At 43.9% G+C, this 18,374-nt stretch carries 9 protein-coding genes; 8 read left to right on the top strand and 1 reads right to left on the bottom strand.

Translation table 11 applies throughout. The annotated features are described in order from the left end of the window. The first annotated feature begins 83 nt into the window (after nucleotides 1-83). Nucleotides 84-3,890 (top strand): DNA polymerase III subunit alpha, encoded by a 3,807-nt coding sequence (gene dnaE / locus KQP79_RS04735; RefSeq protein WP_004307927.1) that lies wholly within the window; start codon nucleotides 84-86, stop codon nucleotides 3,888-3,890. Between the two features lie 171 nt (nucleotides 3,891-4,061). On the opposite strand, the gene KQP79_RS04730 is transcribed toward dnaE, so the two are convergent. Next, complete coding sequence (locus tag KQP79_RS04730; RefSeq protein ID WP_004306566.1) at nucleotides 4,062-4,955, bottom strand: AraC family transcriptional regulator; 894 nt, start codon at nucleotides 4,953-4,955, stop codon at nucleotides 4,062-4,064. 171 nt (nucleotides 4,956-5,126) lie between these two features. On the opposite strand from KQP79_RS04730, the gene KQP79_RS04725 reads away from it, so the two are divergent. The 7 genes from KQP79_RS04725 (at nucleotide 5,127) to KQP79_RS04695 (ending at nucleotide 18,353) form a co-directional block, all read left to right on the top strand. Then, entirely contained in the window at nucleotides 5,127-6,509 is a 1,383-nt protein-coding gene (locus tag KQP79_RS04725) for a sugar porter family MFS transporter (protein ID WP_061447759.1), read from the top strand. A gap of 158 nt (nucleotides 6,510-6,667) precedes the next feature. Next, on the top strand, nucleotides 6,668-9,949 hold the full coding sequence (locus KQP79_RS04720) for a DUF5107 domain-containing protein (RefSeq protein ID WP_061447760.1): 3,282 nt from the start codon (nucleotides 6,668-6,670) through the stop codon (nucleotides 9,947-9,949). Between the two features lie 75 nt (nucleotides 9,950-10,024). Next, nucleotides 10,025-11,641 carry an arabinogalactan endo-beta-1,4-galactanase gene (locus tag KQP79_RS04715; protein WP_032855776.1) on the top strand — a complete coding sequence of 539 codons (1,617 nt, stop codon included), beginning with the start codon at nucleotides 10,025-10,027 and terminating at the stop codon, nucleotides 11,639-11,641. Between the two features lie 12 nt (nucleotides 11,642-11,653). Next, the gene (locus KQP79_RS04710; protein WP_061447761.1) at nucleotides 11,654-13,024 is read left to right on the top strand and encodes a hypothetical protein; all 1,371 of its coding nucleotides are present in this window, start codon (nucleotides 11,654-11,656) and stop codon (nucleotides 13,022-13,024) included. A gap of 13 nt (nucleotides 13,025-13,037) precedes the next feature. Continuing rightward, the gene (locus tag KQP79_RS04705; protein WP_264386620.1) at nucleotides 13,038-16,130 is read left to right on the top strand and encodes a SusC/RagA family TonB-linked outer membrane protein; all 3,093 of its coding nucleotides are present in this window, start codon (nucleotides 13,038-13,040) and stop codon (nucleotides 16,128-16,130) included. A 12-nt stretch (nucleotides 16,131-16,142) separates the two neighbouring features. Further along, entirely contained in the window at nucleotides 16,143-17,654 is a 1,512-nt protein-coding gene (locus KQP79_RS04700; RefSeq protein ID WP_061447763.1) for a RagB/SusD family nutrient uptake outer membrane protein, read from the top strand. Nucleotides 17,655-17,678: 24 nt separating this feature from the next. Further along, nucleotides 17,679-18,353 (top strand): SGNH/GDSL hydrolase family protein, encoded by a 675-nt coding sequence (locus KQP79_RS04695; protein ID WP_004307934.1) that lies wholly within the window; start codon nucleotides 17,679-17,681, stop codon nucleotides 18,351-18,353. Nucleotides 18,354-18,374 lie beyond the last annotated feature (21 nt).

The raw sequence follows: 18,374 nt of genomic DNA, 5'->3' as shown, positions 1-18,374 counted from the left end.
ATGTTGATAACTTTTTGAGGATTATTTTTGTTTATAACCCGGGAGGTAGTAATTTTATGCCTTCAAATTAACTACTTATCATTATGCAGGATTTCGTTCATTTACATGTCCATACTCAATATTCTTTGTTGGATGGTCAGGCTAGCGTAGCTCGTCTGGTTGATAAAGCCATGAAGAATGGGATGAAGGGTATAGCCGTGACCGATCATGGAAATATGTTCGGTATCAAGGAATTTACGAACTACGTCAATAAGAAGAACAGCGGTCCGAAAGGTGAAGTCAAGGACCTGAAGAAGCGAATTGCAGGAATTGAGGCCGGCACGATAGAGTGCGAGGATAAAGAGGCGGAGATTGCTGCTTGCAAAGCTAAGATCGTGGAAGCGGAAAACAAACTATTCAAACCGATCATCGGTTGTGAAATGTATGTGGCACGCCGTACCATGGACCTGAAAGAAGGCAAGCCCGACCAGAGTGGTTATCACCTGATCGTATTGGCTAAGAATGAAACAGGTTATCACAACCTTATTAAATTAGTATCGCACGCGTGGACGCGCGGTTATTATATGCGTCCGCGTACTGACCGTAGCGAACTCGAAAAATATCACGAAGGACTTATTATTTGTTCAGCCTGTCTCGGTGGTGAGGTGCCGAAGCGGATTACTGCCGGGCAATTTGCCGAAGCGGAGGAAGCAATACAATGGTATAAGAATTTGTTTGGCGATGACTACTATCTGGAGTTACAACGCCATAAAGCGACTGTTCCCCGTGCCAATCATGAGTGTTATCCGTTGCAGGTGAATGTGAACAAACATTTGATAGAATATGCTAAGAAATTCAATGTCAAACTGATTTGTACGAATGATGTTCACTTTGTAGATGAAGAGAATGCGGAAGCGCACGACCGTTTGATCTGTTTGAGTACCGGTAAGGATTTGGATGATCCTACCCGTATGCTTTACACCAAACAAGAATGGATGAAGACACGCGAAGAGATGAACGAACTCTTTGCCGACGTGCCCGAAGCATTGAGCAATACACTGGAGATTCTTGATAAGGTAGAATACTACTCGATCGACCATGCACCTATCATGCCGACTTTCGCCATTCCCGAAGATTTCGGAACAGAGGAGGGGTATCGGGCGAAGTTTACAGAAAAAGACTTGTTCGACGAGTTTACTCAAGATGAACATGGTAATGTGGTATTAAGTGAAGAGGATGCGAAAGCAAAAATTAAACGCTTGGGTGGTTATGATAAACTTTATCGTATAAAACTTGAAGGAGATTATTTGGCAAAACTGGCTTTTGACGGAGCTAAAAGAATTTATGGTGAACCTCTAACGGAAGAAGTCAAAGAACGAATGAACTTCGAATTGTACATCATGAAAACGATGGGTTTCCCCGGATACTTCTTGATTGTACAGGACTTTATCAATGCGGCACGTAAGGAACTGGGTGTGTCGGTAGGTCCGGGACGTGGTTCGGCAGCAGGTTCAGCAGTGGCTTATTGTTTGGGTATTACGAAGATAGACCCTATCCAATATGATTTGCTGTTTGAACGTTTCTTGAATCCAGACCGTATTTCCTTGCCCGATATTGATGTGGACTTTGATGATGACGGTCGTGGTGAGGTACTTCGTTGGGTGACAAATAAATATGGTCAGGAAAAAGTTGCTCATATTATTACGTATGGTACTATGGCGACAAAGATGGCTATCAAGGATGTCGCGCGTGTACAAAAGCTACCTTTGTCAGAATCCGATCGTTTGTGTAAACTGGTTCCTGACAAGATTCCTGACAAGAAACTTAATTTGCCGAATGCCATTGCTTATGTTCCCGAATTGCAAGCAGCGGAAGCGTCATCTGATCCTCTATTGCGGGATACGATCAAGTATGCCAAAATGCTTGAAGGCAACGTGCGTGGTACAGGTGTACATGCTTGCGGTACGATTATTTGCCGTGATGATATTACTGACTGGGTACCTGTCAGCACTGCTGATGATAAGGAAACGGGCGAAAAGATGCTTGTTACCCAGTATGAAGGCTCGGTGATTGAAGATACTGGGTTGATTAAGATGGACTTCCTCGGTCTGAAAACTTTGTCTATCATCAAAGAAGCTGTTGAAAATATCCGTTTAAGTCGTAATGTTGAAGTGGATGTCGATGCGATAGATATTTCTGATCCGGCTACTTATAAATTATATAGTGACGGACGTACGATTGGTACATTCCAGTTTGAATCTGCCGGTATGCAGAAGTACCTGCGCGAATTGCAGCCTTCTACATTCGAAGATTTGATTGCCATGAATGCCCTTTATCGTCCGGGACCGATGGATTATATCCCTGATTTTATTGATCGTAAACATGGACGCAAGCCGATTGAGTATGATATTCCTGTAATGGAAAAGTACTTGAAGGATACGTATGGAATTACGGTCTATCAGGAACAGGTGATGCTTCTGTCACGTTTATTGGCAGACTTTACTCGTGGTGAGTCTGATGCGCTCCGTAAAGCGATGGGTAAGAAGTTGCGTGACAAGTTGGATCACATGAAACCTAAATTTATTGAAGGTGGGCGTAAGAATGGACACGACCCGAAAGTGCTTGAGAAGATTTGGACAGACTGGGAAAAATTCGCGTCTTATGCTTTCAATAAATCACATGCTACTTGTTATTCGTGGGTAGCTTACCAAACAGCCTATCTAAAAGCAAATTACCCTCCTGAATATATGGCAGCTGTCATGAGCCGAAGTTTGTCTAACATTACCGATATCACGAAACTGATGGACGAATGTAAAGCAATGGGTATTCAGACGCTGGGACCGGATGTGAATGAAAGTAACCTGAAGTTTACCGTAAACCATGACGGTGATATTCGTTTCGGACTTGGTGCTGTCAAAGGTGTAGGTGAAGCTGCTGTACAAAGCATAATGGAGGAACGGCGTAAAAATGGTCCTTTCCTCGGTATATTCGACTTTGTGCAACGTGTCAACCTGAATGCCTGCAACAAGAAGAATATGGAATGTCTGGCATTGGCCGGAGGATTTGATAGTTTCCCGGAACTGAAACGGGAACAATATTTTGCTGTAAACTCTAAAGGGGAAGTGTTCCTGGAGACATTGATGCGTTATGGTAACCGCTATCAGGCAGATAAGGCAGCTGCTGTCAATTCTTTGTTCGGTGGTGAAAACGTTATTGATGTTGCAACTCCTGAAATTCCTCAAGGTGTAGAACGTTGGAGTGATCTTGATCGTCTGAATCGTGAGCGTGATTTGGTCGGTATCTATCTTTCTGCTCATCCGTTGGATGAATTTTCTATCGTATTGGAACATGTCTGCAATACACGGATGGCGGATTTGGAAGATAAAGCTGCACTTGTTGGTCGTGAAATAACGATGGGAGGAATTGTGACCAGTGTTCGTCGTGGAGTTAGCAAGAACGGAAATCCGTATGGTATTGCCAAGATTGAGGACTATTCCGGTTCTACCGAGATTCCATTCTGGGGAAACGACTGGGTGACTTATCAGGGATATCTCAATGAAGGAACGTTCTTGTATATCAAGGCTCGCTGTCAAGCCAAACAATGGCGGCAGGATGAATTGGAAGTGAAAATCACCTCTATGGAGCTTCTTCCCGATGTGAAAGAAGAACTGGTGCAGAAGATCACGATTATCATTCCTCTGTCGGTCTTGAACTCGGCTTTGGTTACTGAACTTGCCACTCTGACTAAGGAACATCCGGGAAATACGGAATTGTATTTTAAAGTGACGGATGATGCCGATGTAAGCCACATGTCAATTGATTTGATTTCCCGTCCGATTAAGCTTTCGGTGGGGCGGGATTTAATAACATATTTAAAGGAACGTCCGGAACTGGGATTTCATATAAATTGATTATTGGTGATTTATGGCGTTTTGAAATAAGAATTTTGCTTTGTCTATTTCTTTATGGAACAAAGATAAGGAGGTTAATTTAAAATTTAGAAAAATAATAAAAGAGACAATGTTGTAGAAAACATAGTCTCTTTTTATTTATATAGTTGTGTGCTATTTTTTCAATCTTTGTTATCCTTTTTTCGATTTACGATACTCACGTGGAGACATCCCCATGATTTTGCTGAATAACCGGGAGAAATAATAGGTATCTTCTATACCTATTTTATAGCATATCTGATTAATTTTCATATCAGTAGTGTCGAGTAGCTGGCAGGATTGCTGTATCTTTAATAAGTTGAAATAGGTCAAAGGACTATGGCCTGTTTTCTTTTTGAACAACAGGGAGAAGTGGGAAGGAGAATATCCGATCTGATCGGCTATATCTTGTAGGCTAAGATGCTTTTCCATATTCTCTTTCATATAATGAATAGCCAGTTCGCTTACATTTTCATCTTCTGCTGCATCATTATTTGCAGTTGCATTGCGAAATTGTTGTATATATCGCAATGTTCCCAAATAAAAATGAAACATAGAGAATGCATAACGCAGGTTCTCATTACTATAACCATTCTTCAAAGTATTGAATATCTCTTCAAATAAATTGATTCGTGTACTGATGCGTGAATGCGATTCAGGTTGGATATCCATTGGGCGGCTTGCCTCTTGAGCGTAAAAGGGAGCGAGAATACCTTTAAAGTGTATCCAGTAAATAGTCCATGGATACGATTTGTCGGAAGCATAGGCATGGGGAACTCCCGCAGGGAGGATAAAATACTGGTTGGCGGATACGGTATATTCCTGATTGCCGATGCGATACCATCCGGCCCCGTCTATGCAATAGATGAATACATACTGGTTGATAGGCTCTTTCCGTTCCCGGAAGTGATGCTTGGCTTTCGGATAATATCCGATGTCAGTAATGTGTAGCATGGAGGTAAGAGGGTCTTCTTCCATTTTGTCAACGATAATGCGGGGAAGCACTAAAGCTCTTTCTCCGGTAAATCCATCTTTCAACTTTACCATAATCTCATAGTATATGATTCGACTGTTCTGCGCAAATATATAACAATGTATCTTATCTATCAAATAAACTGCAAAAAATAAGATTGTCCATCTTTATCGAATGAAATTCTATTTTTTATGCTCTTGACATGCTCTATCTTTGCAGTATCAATTAATCAATCTTCTAATGGTATGAAAAGTTATAATAAAAAGTTTGTCTATTTTATATGTTTAGTCTCTGCGATGGGCGGACTTCTCTTTGGCTACGACTGGGTGGTGATAGGGGGAGCGAAGCCTTTCTATGAACTCTATTTCGATATTGCCGATGTACCCGCCATGCAGGGACTTGCCATGAGCGTGGCTTTGCTCGGTTGTTTGATTGGCGCTATGGTGGCAGGCATGATGGCAGACCGTTATGGACGTAAGCCTCTCCTGATAATTTCTGCTTTCATATTCTTGTCTTCAGCTTATGCTACCGGAGCGTTTTCCGCATTTAGTTGGTTTTTGGCAGCCCGTTTTTTAGGTGGCATCGGAATCGGAATTGCTTCGGGACTTTCTCCCATGTATATTGCCGAAGTAGCTCCTACGTCAATTAGGGGAAAACTCGTTTCGCTGAATCAATTGACGATTGTACTCGGTATCCTGGGCGCTCAAATCACTAACTGGCTGATTGCAGAACCTATTCCTGCAGACTTTTCTCCTGTGGATATTTGTGCTTCATGGAACGGGCAGATGGGATGGCGATGGATGTTTTGGGCGGCTGCCTTCCCTGCTGCGATATTCTTGTTGTTGGCATGTTTCATCCCCGAAAGTCCCCGCTGGCTGGCGATGAAAGGAAAAGAAGAGAAAGCATGGAATGTGCTTAGTAAAATGGGTGGTGATGATTATGCCGATCAGGAACTTCGCTTGGTGGAAGAAACCGGTTCTTCGAAGTCGGAAGGAGGATTGCGGTTATTGTTTAGCCGTCCGTTCCGCAAGGTACTTGTTTTAGGCATTATTGTGGCTGTATTCCAGCAATGGTGCGGTACGAATGTAATCTTCAATTATGCGCAGGAGATATTCCAGTCTGCAGGGTATTCGTTGGGAGATGTTCTCTTTAATATTGTGGTGACAGGTGTGGCGAATGTAGTTTTTACTTTTGTGGCTATCTATACAGTCGAACGCTTGGGACGTCGCGCTCTGATGCTTTTCGGTGCCGGAGGGCTGGCTGGCATTTATCTCATTCTCGGCACTTGCTATTTCTTCGAGGTAAGCGGATTCTTTATGGTGGTACTTGTTGTGCTGGCTATCGCTTGCTATGCAATGTCCCTGGGGCCTATCACTTGGGTGCTGCTTGCCGAAATCTTCCCGAACCGGGTGCGTGCCGTTGCAATGGCAACCTGTACATTTGCTTTGTGGGTAGGTAGTTTCACGCTGACATACACTTTCCCGTTACTGAATAATTTCTTGGGAAGCAGTGGTACATTCTGGATTTATGCAGTCATTTGTGCTGTCGGCTATTTGTTCTTCTTCCGTGCGTTGCCCGAAACGAAAGGCAAATCACTGGAAGCATTGGAAAAGGATTTAATCAAATAAAAAAATAACAGTTTGGCAAATTAGCAAGTAAGTAAATAGGTATTGGATAACATCATCAATCAGGCAGGGAGAATGTAAAATCTCCCTGCCCCTGACCCTCTTTGTCTCTTGATCTCTTTGTCAACGAATAAAAAAACAAATTTATAATCAATAATACGATGGTAAAAGCATGGAAAGAAAAGTTGGTTATCCCTACTTATGAAGTAGGCAAACCGGAGAAGAATCCGATCTTCTTGGAGAAGCGTGTGTATCAAGGCAGCAGCGGGGTAGTTTATCCTTATCCTGTGATTGAATCGATGTCCAATGAGAAAGTGGATAAGGAATACAATGCTATTTTTATCGAAAATGAATACATTAAGGTCATGATTCTGCCCGAATTAGGCGGACGTGTACAGATGGCTTATGATAAAATTAGAGAACGTCATTTCATTTATTATAATCATGTGATAAAGCCTGCTTTGGTAGGGCTTGCCGGACCGTGGATTTCAGGTGGCATTGAGTTTAACTGGCCTCAACATCACCGCCCCAGCACCTACATGCCCGTAGATACTACTATTGAAGAAAATGCCGACGGCAGTGTTACAGTATGGGTGAATGAAATGGAACGTATGTTTCATCAGAAAGGAATGGCAGGTTTTACGCTTCGTCCGGGACATGCTTTTCTTGAAATCAAGGGAGTACTTTACAATCGTACTGAAGTACCGCAGACCTTCCTGTGGTGGGCAAACCCTGCCGTAGCGGTGAACGACTACTATCAGAGCGTATTTCCGCCCGATATCAATGCCGTTTTCGACCATGGAAAGCGTGCCGTATCCAGTTTCCCCATCGCAACGGGTACTTACTACAAGATGGATTATTCTGCCGGAGTAGATATCTCGAACTATAAGAATATCAAGGTTCCTACTTCCTATATGGCTGTCAACTCCCGCTTTAACTTTGAGGGTGGATATGAGAATGATACTCGTGCCGGTATGCTTCATGTAGCGAACCACCACATTTCTCCGGGCAAGAAACAGTGGACGTGGGGAAACGGCGACTTTGGCCGCGCATGGGACCGCAACCTGACGGACGAAGACGGGCCGTACATTGAACTGATGGCAGGTGTCTATACCGAAAATCAACCGGACTTTACCTGGCTCCAACCTTACGAAGAAAAGAGCTTCGTTCAATATTTCCTGCCTTACCGGGAATTGGGAGTGGTGAAGAATGCCAGCAGGGATTTGCTGATGAATATTGAACCGGAAGGGGAGGACAGCGTTCGCTTCAAGATATTTGCTACTTCGTGCCAAACGGTAAATGTTGTCTTGAAAGGTGAAGACGGGAAAATATATTATAGCAAGGAAGTGACTATCACTCCGGAAGAATTGCTGGATGAAACGGTAAATGTGAATGGTGAGAAGCTCGACAAACTGATTCTTGAAATCACGGCAAACGGAAGGGAATTACTTTATTGGCATGCAGAACCGGAAGAAGTGAAACCTATTCCCGACGCTGCTGAAACAGCCCTGCTCCCGGAAGAAATAAAGACTACTGAACAGCTTTATCTGACCGGCTTACACTTGGAACAGTACAGACATGCCACATACAATCCCGTAGAATACTACGAAGAAGCATTGCGCCGTGATCCGATTGATGTGCGTAATAACAATGCGCTTGGTCTGTGGTATATCCGTAAAGGCCGTTTCCATAAAGCGGAGCAATACTTGCTTACAGCCGTAAAGACCTTACAGAAACGTAATCCGAATCCATACGACGGAGAACCGATCTATAATCTCGGTCTTGCCTTGAAATACCAGGGACGATACAATGAGGCTTACGACCGTTTCTATAAATCTTGTTGGAATGCCGCCTGGCAGGATGCGGGGTACTTTGCCTGCGCGCAGATTTCTATCCTGCAGAATCGTTTGGAGGATGCACTGGACGAAATAGACCGCTCGCTTATCCGCAACTGGCATAATCATAAAGCCCGTGCTTTAAAAACTGCAATTCTCCGCCGGATGGACAACACCGAAGAAGCTCTGCAACTGATTGAAGATTCATTGGCTATTGATAAATTCAACTTTGGCTGTCGTTACGAGAAGTACCTGATTACGAACGTAGCCGACGAATTGTCTGTCATGAAAGAGATGATGCGTGGCGAACCTCACAACTATGATGAAATAGCTCTCGACTATTGTGCCGCAGGTTGCTGGCAGGAAGCTGCTTCCTTATGGAATATAGCCATTGCCGAGGGTATTGTTACTCCGATGACTTACTATTACTTGGGTTGGTGCCTGCACCAGGGGGGACTTTCCGGAGTGAAACAGGCATTTGCCGATGCAGTCAAAGCTTGCCCCGACTACTGTTTTCCCAACCGTTTGGAAGCAATTCTTGCCTTGCAATGTGCCATGGTACAGAATCCGGACGATGCAAGAGCTCCTTACTATTTGGGTAATCTGTATTACGACAAGCGCCAGTACGACCTGGCTATGGAAGCATGGGAAACTTCCGCAAGACTGGACGGTAGCTTTCCGACCGTATGGCGTAACCTGGCTTTGGCATTCTTCAACAAGAAAAATGAGGAAGCGAAAGCCATCGAATGTATGGAACGTGCTTTCCGCCTTGACACAACCGATGCACGTATCTTGATGGAACTCGATCAACTTTACAAGCGTGTCCGTCGTTCGCACAAAGAGCGCCTAGCTTTCCTGCAACAATATCCTGAACTTATTAAGCAGCGTGATGACCTGATACTGGAAGAAATCACCTTGTTGAATCAGACAGGAGAGTACGAAAAGGCGAAAGCGGTATTGGATGCACACAACTTCCATCCCTGGGAGGGTGGCGAAGGAAAAGTGCCTGCCCAATATCAACTGGCTCGTGTGGAATTGGCAAAGAAAGCATTAACTGCCGGTGAGAATAAAGAAGCAATATCATTATTGGAAGAATGTCTGGAATATCCCCATCATCTTGGTGAAGGCAAATTGTATGGTGCACAGGAAAACGACTTTTACTACTTCCTGGGTTGCGCTTATGAAGGATTGGGACGACATGACAAGGCTGTGGAATGTTGGGAACAGGCAATCATCGGACCTACCGAGCCGGCTGCCGCCATGTACTACAACGATGCGAAACCCGATAAGATATTCTATCAAGGTCTGGCATTATTGAAGCTCGGGCGTATGGATGAGGCTAACGGCCGCTTTCATAAATTGACTTCTTATGGAGAAAAACACTTGTTTGACAAGATTAAAATGGATTATTTTGCAGTGTCGCTACCCGACTTGTTGATTTGGGAGGATGACTTGACGATAAGGAACGTAATTCACTGCAAATATATGATGGCATTAGGATATTGGGGACTGAACCAGAAGGAGAAATCCGTCCGGTTATTAAGTGAGGTAGAAAGATTGGATATTAATCATCAGGGGATTCAGGCTTTTAGAAGCCTGATAGGGTAGGACAACTTAGTGGCGATGTTTAATTTTAAGCATCGTCACAAGCTCCTTTTTACATAAACCTTAAATAACAATGACATGAGAAATATTAAAAACAGTTTAATCATGAAAATTACAGGCTTTATTGCAATTGGCTTTTCCGTTATGTGCAGTACGGCTGCATGTTCGGATGATCCGGCAGCAGTCGCTAACCTCGACCCTGCTGTTACAGTGGTGAAAGTACCTAACGGAAGTTTTGAAGAAGACGCTGCCGAAACAGCTTCTCCTAAAGGCTGGACAGTAAGCGGGGACTATTCTGCCGCAAAAGTGGTACAAGGGGGATGTGAAGGCAACTATGCTTTACATTATGGAGCAACTTCGTCATATACGGTATCCACCTGTCAAACTGTCAACGGTTTGGAAGATGGTATTTATGACCTTGAATTTTATTATAAGAGTACCGGAGGACAAGCCTCTTGTTATGTGGCAGCCGGCACCGATACTAAGAAAATGACTTCATTACAAGCATCTCCTTCTACCTGGATTCGCTCCTATGTGCGCGGGATAAAAGTGGAAGGCGGTAAATGTGATATTGAAATCCATAGCGAATCGGCTGAAGCAAACTGGAGCCGCTTTGACGGACTGCGTTTGAAGAAAACAGAAAAGGAATTTAATCTGCTGAAAGGCGGTGATATCTCACAACTGACTTACGTGGAGCAGATGGGTGGCAAATTCTATGAAAACGGTGAAGAAAAAGACTGCATCGAAATCTTGAAGAATAATGGTTTCAACATTGTTCGTCTCCGTCTGTACAATGATCCGGGAAATCCGGACTATTCTCCTTCCAACCGTTTGCCTGCAGGTATTTCAGGACCGGAAGATGTTTTGCGGCTGGCAAAAAGAGCTAAACAAGCCGGTATGCAGATACAGTTGACTTTCCATTATAGTGATTACTGGACAAATGGAGAAGACCAGAACAAACCGCACGAATGGGAAGGGCTCGACTTTGATGGACTGAAAAAAGCACTCTACGATTTTACCTTTGATTTCATGAATAAGATGAAAGCACAGGGGACGACTCCCGAATTTGTCTCGTTGGGTAATGAAGTACAAGCCGGCATGTTATATCCGGATGGAAGTTGTGACAATTTTGCGCAGCTTTCCGAACTATTCAATACAGGTTATGATGCGGTGAAAGCTGTATCACCGGATTCAAAGGTCATTATTCACTCGGCAGGTGCCGGAGATAAAGACTTGTATAACTGGTATTATGGTGAACTGAAAAAAAGAAATACGAAATATGATATAATCGGTACTTCTTATTATCCTTTCTGGACGAAAAATACGGTAGCACAAATGCGTGAATGGGCGGATTATATCACAGCTAAATTTGATAAGGATATTTTAATTATGGAAACTGGATATAGCTGGGACAAGACTTTGCCTGACGGAACTCAGGGGCAACTGTCGGACAACGGGCCGTATTTGGATTTTTCCCCGCTTGGACAGAAAAACTTCATGCTTGAACAAATAAAAGAAATAAAGCAAGCGAAAGACTGCCGCATACTTGGTTTTCTTTATTGGGATCCTATCTTTATCGAAGTAGAAGGCATGGGATGGGAACTGGGTGCCAAGAATTATGTGAGCAATACCACCTTGTTTGGTTATGAAGGAAATAGATTGGAAGTATTGGATGCATTCAAATATAACAACTAAAAGGAAGATACCATGAAGAATATTTTAAGTAGATTCGGAAAAATCAGTTTGTTGCTGGCACTTATGTATTTTGTTGTCGGTTGCGATGATGATAAGGAAGATGTGGCTCCCGGTCTTTATGTAATGAGTGATGAGATAGAGACGTTTCCCGGTGACACCGTTTTGGTATCAGGAACCGCATCTAATTATGTAGGATTGGAAAGCGTCACATTAAGTTGTGAACAATGGGGGATTCATAAAGTATATGAATTGGGCGGGCAGAAGCCTAAAGTCTTTAATTATGATTATCAACTCATTGTACCGAAAAACGCTAGTTTTGAAGAATATTTATTGATTACTATCCGTGACGTAGACGGTCGGGAAAGCAAGAAGAATGTGTTGCTGACTTATGTAGCGGATATGGAGAGCCCGATTATGCAAACCCAACTTCCGTCGCGGATAGCAGTGGATTTTGACGCGGTTGCAAATAAAGGAAGCTGGAATTTGAATGTGAAGTTCACCGATGATCGCGAGTTGAAAGATGTTCGTCTTCAAATCCCTAGTATGCAAATAGATGAGACGGTAAAAGTAACCGGGCGTAATGGAGAATTGAAACGTACTATTGATTTTACTACGGGAGAATTTCCTGTCACTTTGACTATAACGGATGCCGGAGGCAATGAAACTGTTGTCACTACTACGGTTGTTGTTATGCTAGCAGAGGAGGAAGATCCATTCGAAGATTACTCTGTAATGTGGGTGGTTAATGCTTCCGAGAAAGCTGACGACTACCTCGACGGCTACTATGCACCGATGACCCGCAAGGGAGAGTACCAATATGAAGGAAAAATTTATGCAGACAAGGCGAACTTCCAAATCTACTTTACGGCGGAGAAGACGATGGACGGTGACCTTTTCGGTGTAAGTCCTTACGTTAATTCAAAACTGATGAATAACAATGGTTATGTGGTGCCTGCTACGGTTGCTGAGTCAGGCTATTATGGTGTTTGGATTGATTTACAGGCACATACTTATAGCATGTGGAAACTGGAACCTTCAGCGACAACCTATACAGGATCGCTCACCGTGTCCGGCTGTGGCTTCAGTGATTTTGCCGATTGGGGTACGCCTGCTACAGAGATGGCGCGCAATGGATATCGTTATACTTCTACCTTGCATCAAATCGGCAGTTATTCAAGTACGCGCCAATACTATGCAGCCCGTGTGTCCGACTGGGGATATGTTCTCCGCTATTGGGGTGATGCGACTGGATGCGGCTGGTGGGAAGATACCACAAGCGCAGGTGGTGGAGTGGCAAGCTATGCAAGCGATTATGACGGTGTGGTGCAAATCACCTTCGATACAGCTATTCTTTGGGCTACAATCAAGAAAATAACAGAATAAAAAGAGAGCAACTATGAAAACAATATATTCAATATGTGTGAGGACAGGATTCTTTTTTACCTTCCTGTTGTTGGCAACTTCACTGATGGCACAAAATATCCAAGTGAAGGGACTGGTGAAAGACCCGGCTGGTGAAGCTATTATTGGTGCGAGTGTAGTGGTGAAAGGTACTACCAACGGCTCCATTACGGATTTGGACGGTAAGTTCAGTCTGTCTGACGTACCTTCGGGAGCAACGATTACCGTTTCTTATATCGGTTACCTCTCTCAAGAGAAGAAAGTATCCGCTACACCCATGGAGTTTATTCTGAAAGAAGACGCTAAAACATTGGATGAAATTGTAGTAGTCGGTTATGGTACGACTAAAAAGAGCAGTATCTCTGGTGCGGTGGCTTCCGTAAAAGCTGATGAATTACCGACGGCTGCATCAGCTTCGGTAGGTTCCATGCTGCGTGGACGTTCGTCAGGAATGAATATCACACAAAACAGTGCCAATCCGGGTGGTTCGATGAATATCTCCATTCGTGGTGGACTTTCAGGACAAAGTCCGTTGATTGTCATTGACGGTGTGCCGCAGTTGTCAACAAAAACAGTGACAACAGGAACGGCATATAGTGGTGGTGAGAAAGACAATGCTCTGATTAACCTCAATCCCAATGACATTGAGACGATTGATATTCTGAAAGATGCATCAGCAGCGGCTATTTACGGTTCGGATGCTTCGGGTGGTGTGATTCTGATTACCACTAAACGAGGAAAAACAGGTAAGCCCGACATCTCTTATTCCGGTTCGGTTGCTTTCCAGTATATCAAGGATGCACCGGATTTCCTGAATGCGCGTGATTTTATGATTGAACAGAATAAAGTGTTTGATGAACTGGGGCGTGGGGATGAAAAGAAATATACTGATAGGCAGATTGCTAATTTCGTAGGCGACGGAACAGACTGGATGGATGAAGTAACCCGTGTAGGTATCGTTGATGAACATAATCTTTCGGTTTCTGCCGGTACGGACGCCACGAAATACTTGTTCTCATTGAGTTATTATGACCATCAGGGAATTGCCAAGAATAACTCGATGAATCGTATCACTGGGCGTTTGAATGTTGACCAAACTATCAACCGTATGTTGAAAGCCGGCATTAATTCCACTTTCTCGCAGATAAAGTATCATGACGTACCGTTGGGGGATGGACGGCAGGATAATTCAGCGCTGATATATTCGGCTATGACATTTATTCCTACCGTACCGGTACGTGATGAAGAGGGTAAATATTCCGTAAATCCGATTCGTGACATCTATCCGAATCCGGTTTCATTATTGGATATTACCGACCAGACAGTGAGCCGCGACCTTTTTGTCAGTGGTTATCTGGAATTCCGACCAATCAAAGATTTGCTGATAAAGGCTACTGTCGGTTTCGATATGAAAGATGTGCAGGCCGACCAATATATTCCCACCACGACCAAAAAGGGATATAGTGTGGACGGTCAGGCTTCCAAGCAAAATGCGAAATCGCAAATGAACCTGTTCAATGTGATTGCCAATTACACGAAAGTGTTCAATGAAATACATGACGTGAACCTGATGGCTGGTTTTGAATACAAGAAGTCGTCTTGGGAAGGGATGGGTATCGTCGCTTCACAATTCCCATACGACGGCTCTTTGATGAACAATATCGGGACAAGTGAGCAGGAAAAACCGACTATCAGCTCGTATAAGGGAGCTAGTGAAATGGCTTCATTCCTTGCACGTTTGAATTATTCGCTGGCATCTAAATATATCTTGACTGTCAATCTCCGCATAGACGGTTCGTCCAACTTCTCAAAGGAGCATCAATGGGGCACTTTCCCGGGAGTATCGGCAGCCTGGCGTATGAATGAAGAAAACTGGCTGAAGGATATCGGTTGGTTGAGCAACCTGAAACTCCGTGCAGGTGTGGGACAAACCGGTAATGCAGGCAACCTCACCGGTATCAATACTTATTATAAAGTTTCACAAGGCGCATTTGCACCTAACGGAAGCTTGGTAAACGGTATGGCTATCTCCAAACTGGGCAATGATAAATTGAAATGGGAGACACTGACCGACTATAACTTCGGTATTGATTTCGGTTTCTTCAACAACCGTCTGTCCGGGTCTGTCGACCTCTACCAACGTCTGCGTAAGGATGTCATTTTAGAGAAAAATTTGATGTCCTATCAGGAAGTGAAGACGATAGATTACAATTCAGCGACCGTTTACCGTGCCCGTGGTATAGATATCGGTATCCACAGTGTAAATTTCGATAATAAGAACTTTGACTGGACTACCGACATCAATTTCTCCTATTACCGCAATCACACAACGAAACGTGACCCGGACTTCATTCCTGCTGTCTATCAGGATTATGTGGAAAGATGGGACAACATCTACGGATACAGGACGAATGGCCTGATTCAGATGGACCGGACTTATAACCATCTGCAGAAATCCGGCGCCGGAGCTATTCTGTATCAGGATTTGAATGGTTACCAACTCGATGAGAAGGGCGAAAAGATGCGAGATAGTGAAGGACGTTATATCCGAACAGCGGGAGAGGATGGCGTGCTCGACGAAGCTGACATGGTGGTATTGGCAAATAGTACCCCGATTCCTTTCAGTATCAATAATACTTTCCGCTGGAAAAACTGGGATGCCAACATCTACATCTATGGTTCGCTGAATGGATGGAAGGTGAACGACATTAAGTTACAGTCCATCTATGGTATCGAAGACATAACGTATGGCGTCAATGTTTTGGATGAGGTGAAGAACCGTTGGTCGCCTGCCAATCCTATGGGTACATTGCCGGGTGTGGCGGAGGCTTCTTCGGGCGTTGACCCCAAGAAAAGTGACTTTTTCCTCGAAAAGGCTTGGTATCTGCGTTTGGATAATGTGTCAATCGGTTATACTTTCCCTGCCCAATGGTTTAAGAATAAGATTCGTTCAGTCAGGCTGTATGCCGCGGGGCGCAATCTAGCCGTATTTACTCCTTATAAGGGAATGGATCCTGAAACCGGAAACGGTATCGGAGCTTATCCGAATCAGTCTTCATTTGCTATTGGTCTGGATGTGAAATTCTAATATATACTGGGTATGAAAACAATGAAATATATAGCAACAGCCTTGATGCTGTTATCGATGACTTCCTGTGAACTGGAACGCTTGGACTATACCGAAATCTCTCCAGAAAACTTCTTTAAGACGGAGACAGACTTGAAACTGGCGGTAAACTCGCTTTACTATGATTTTAATCCCGGTGATTTCAAGGCTGTTTATTCGGCGGATTATATGGGATATCAAGTAATAGGTGATATGACGACAGATGTGCTTTGGTGTTGCTGGGCGTGGGAGTCGGATGAACTTTATTTCCAGCAGTGGTATGCTACTGTGGGAGGCAGTATTCAGAATCATGCTTATTCAAATTTCGAGCGTTATAATTTTCTTTCGAAAGCACGTAATACCATTCGTCGTATTGAAAACTCTCCGGTAAGTGAAGACGCAAAAACGCTTTATTCGGGTGAGGCGAAGGCTTTGCGCGGATGGATGGGGCTTTACCTTTATGATATGTTCGGTCCTGTGCCGGTGGCTTCGGATGAGGTGTTGGACGACCCGCAGACTTTTGTCTATCTTCCCCGTCTGACAGAAGAAGAATATGACGCGATGATGGAAGCGGACTTGCGCGATGCAATCCGTGATTTACCCGAAGTGGCGGAGGCACGCGGACGTATGACGAAAGGGGCGGCACGTATGATTCTGTTGAAATATTACATGATAAAAGGCTACTTTGATAAAGCGGAAACTTTAGCCCGCGAATTGTTGGAGATGGAAGGACGTGTGTATAGCCTGCAACCTGATTATAACTATATCTTCTCCAAAGAGGGAATAGGTAACAATGAAGTGATTCTGCAACTGGCTTGCAACAATACCGCCAGTTGGTACTCCAACTACATGACTGCCGAAGTGCTTCCCGCCGATTATCCTTGGGCTGAAAAGGCAACCGGTTGGGGTGGCTATGTAATGCCTTGGGATTTTTATGACACATTTGAAGAAGGCGATTTGCGTCTGAAAAACGTAGTGACTGCTTATACGAATAAAAATGGAGAAAAGATAGACCGCTCAAATAGCAGTCAGTTGGCAAAGGGTGCACTACCCTTGAAATACGGTATGGATCCGGATATGAAAGACGGGCAAAGCGGCATTGACGTGGTTATCTATCGTTACGCTGATGTGCTGTTGACACTTGCCGAGTGTATCAACCGTAATGAGGGCAGTCCTACAACGGAAGCCATTGGTTTGGTAAACCGTGTACGCAAGCGTGCCGGATTGTCGGAACTGGATGACGCTCAAACAGCTTCCGGTGAAGCCTTCAATGAAGCCATCCTTCTGGAACGCGGTCATGAGTTCTATCTCGAAGGGCTTCGCCGTCAAGATTTGATTCGCTTTGGAAAGTATGTGGAATATGCCAATAACCGCATTGATGCCATTAATAAATCCGAAGGACGCGGCTACTTCAATGTACACGAAGGACACAACCGTTTCTGGATTCCGCAGAGTTTCATTGATGAGTCCAAAGGGGCTATCAAGCAAAATAATTATGATAGATAGTAAATAGTAGTAAGTAGATAAACCATGAAATATATATTCTTATATATCCTTGCCTGCCTGTTTACGGTAAATGCGGTAGCGCAAAGTATCAGACCGACTGTTGCGGTCTTGGGCGATTCATATTCTACCTTTGAGAAGTATATACCGGACACCAATAAAACGTATTACACAACTACCGATTGGTCTAAGACAGGGGTAGTGAATGTGAAACAGACGTGGTGGTGGCAGGTCATCAAGAAAGCCGGTTTCAAGTTGGGAGCAAACGACTCCTATAGCGGGGCTACTGTATCCTATTCGGGATATAATGACGAGGACTATGCCGACCGTTCATTTATTACAAGGGTTCCCCGTTTGGGGAATCCTGATATCATCCTCATCTTCGGTGGAATCAATGACAATTGGGCAAACACTCCTATCGGTGAGTACAAATATGAAGATTTCAAGCGTGCCGATCTGTATACCTATCGTCCTGCATTGGCTAAATTGATAGAGTTGGCTCAAGAGCATTATCCCAATGTGACGCTTTACTTTATCATCAGTGATGACTTGAAAACGGAGATTGTGGAATCGACCAAGGTTGTTTGCGAACATTACGGAATAAAATACGTACAACTGCAAGGAATCGAGAAAGAAAGCGGGCATCCTACTGTAAAAGGAATGGAAACAATTGCGAATCAAGTATTGACTCTGATTAAATAAGAATTACATCATTAAAAACAC

The sequence above is a fragment of the Bacteroides sp. DH3716P genome, from assembly GCF_025914115.1.
GTDB classification, from domain to species: domain Bacteria; phylum Bacteroidota; class Bacteroidia; order Bacteroidales; family Bacteroidaceae; genus Bacteroides; species Bacteroides ovatus.
This window is presented reverse-complemented; position numbering and strand designations above follow the sequence as displayed.

Bases quoted from the DNA above. Each gene is read 5' to 3' on its own strand.
- dnaE (WP_004307927.1), top strand. From the start codon at position 84: ATGCAGGATTTCGTTCATTTACATGTCCATACTCAATATTCTTTGTTG.
- KQP79_RS04730 (WP_004306566.1), bottom strand. From the start codon at position 4,955: ATGGTAAAGTTGAAAGATGGATTTACCGGAGAAAGAGCTTTAGTGCTT.
- KQP79_RS04725 (WP_061447759.1), top strand. From the start codon at position 5,127: ATGAAAAGTTATAATAAAAAGTTTGTCTATTTTATATGTTTAGTCTCT.
- KQP79_RS04720 (WP_061447760.1), top strand. From the start codon at position 6,668: ATGGTAAAAGCATGGAAAGAAAAGTTGGTTATCCCTACTTATGAAGTA.
- KQP79_RS04715 (WP_032855776.1), top strand. From the start codon at position 10,025: ATGAGAAATATTAAAAACAGTTTAATCATGAAAATTACAGGCTTTATT.
- KQP79_RS04710 (WP_061447761.1), top strand. From the start codon at position 11,654: ATGAAGAATATTTTAAGTAGATTCGGAAAAATCAGTTTGTTGCTGGCA.
- KQP79_RS04705 (WP_264386620.1), top strand. From the start codon at position 13,038: ATGAAAACAATATATTCAATATGTGTGAGGACAGGATTCTTTTTTACC.
- KQP79_RS04700 (WP_061447763.1), top strand. From the start codon at position 16,143: ATGAAAACAATGAAATATATAGCAACAGCCTTGATGCTGTTATCGATG.
- KQP79_RS04695 (WP_004307934.1), top strand. From the start codon at position 17,679: ATGAAATATATATTCTTATATATCCTTGCCTGCCTGTTTACGGTAAAT.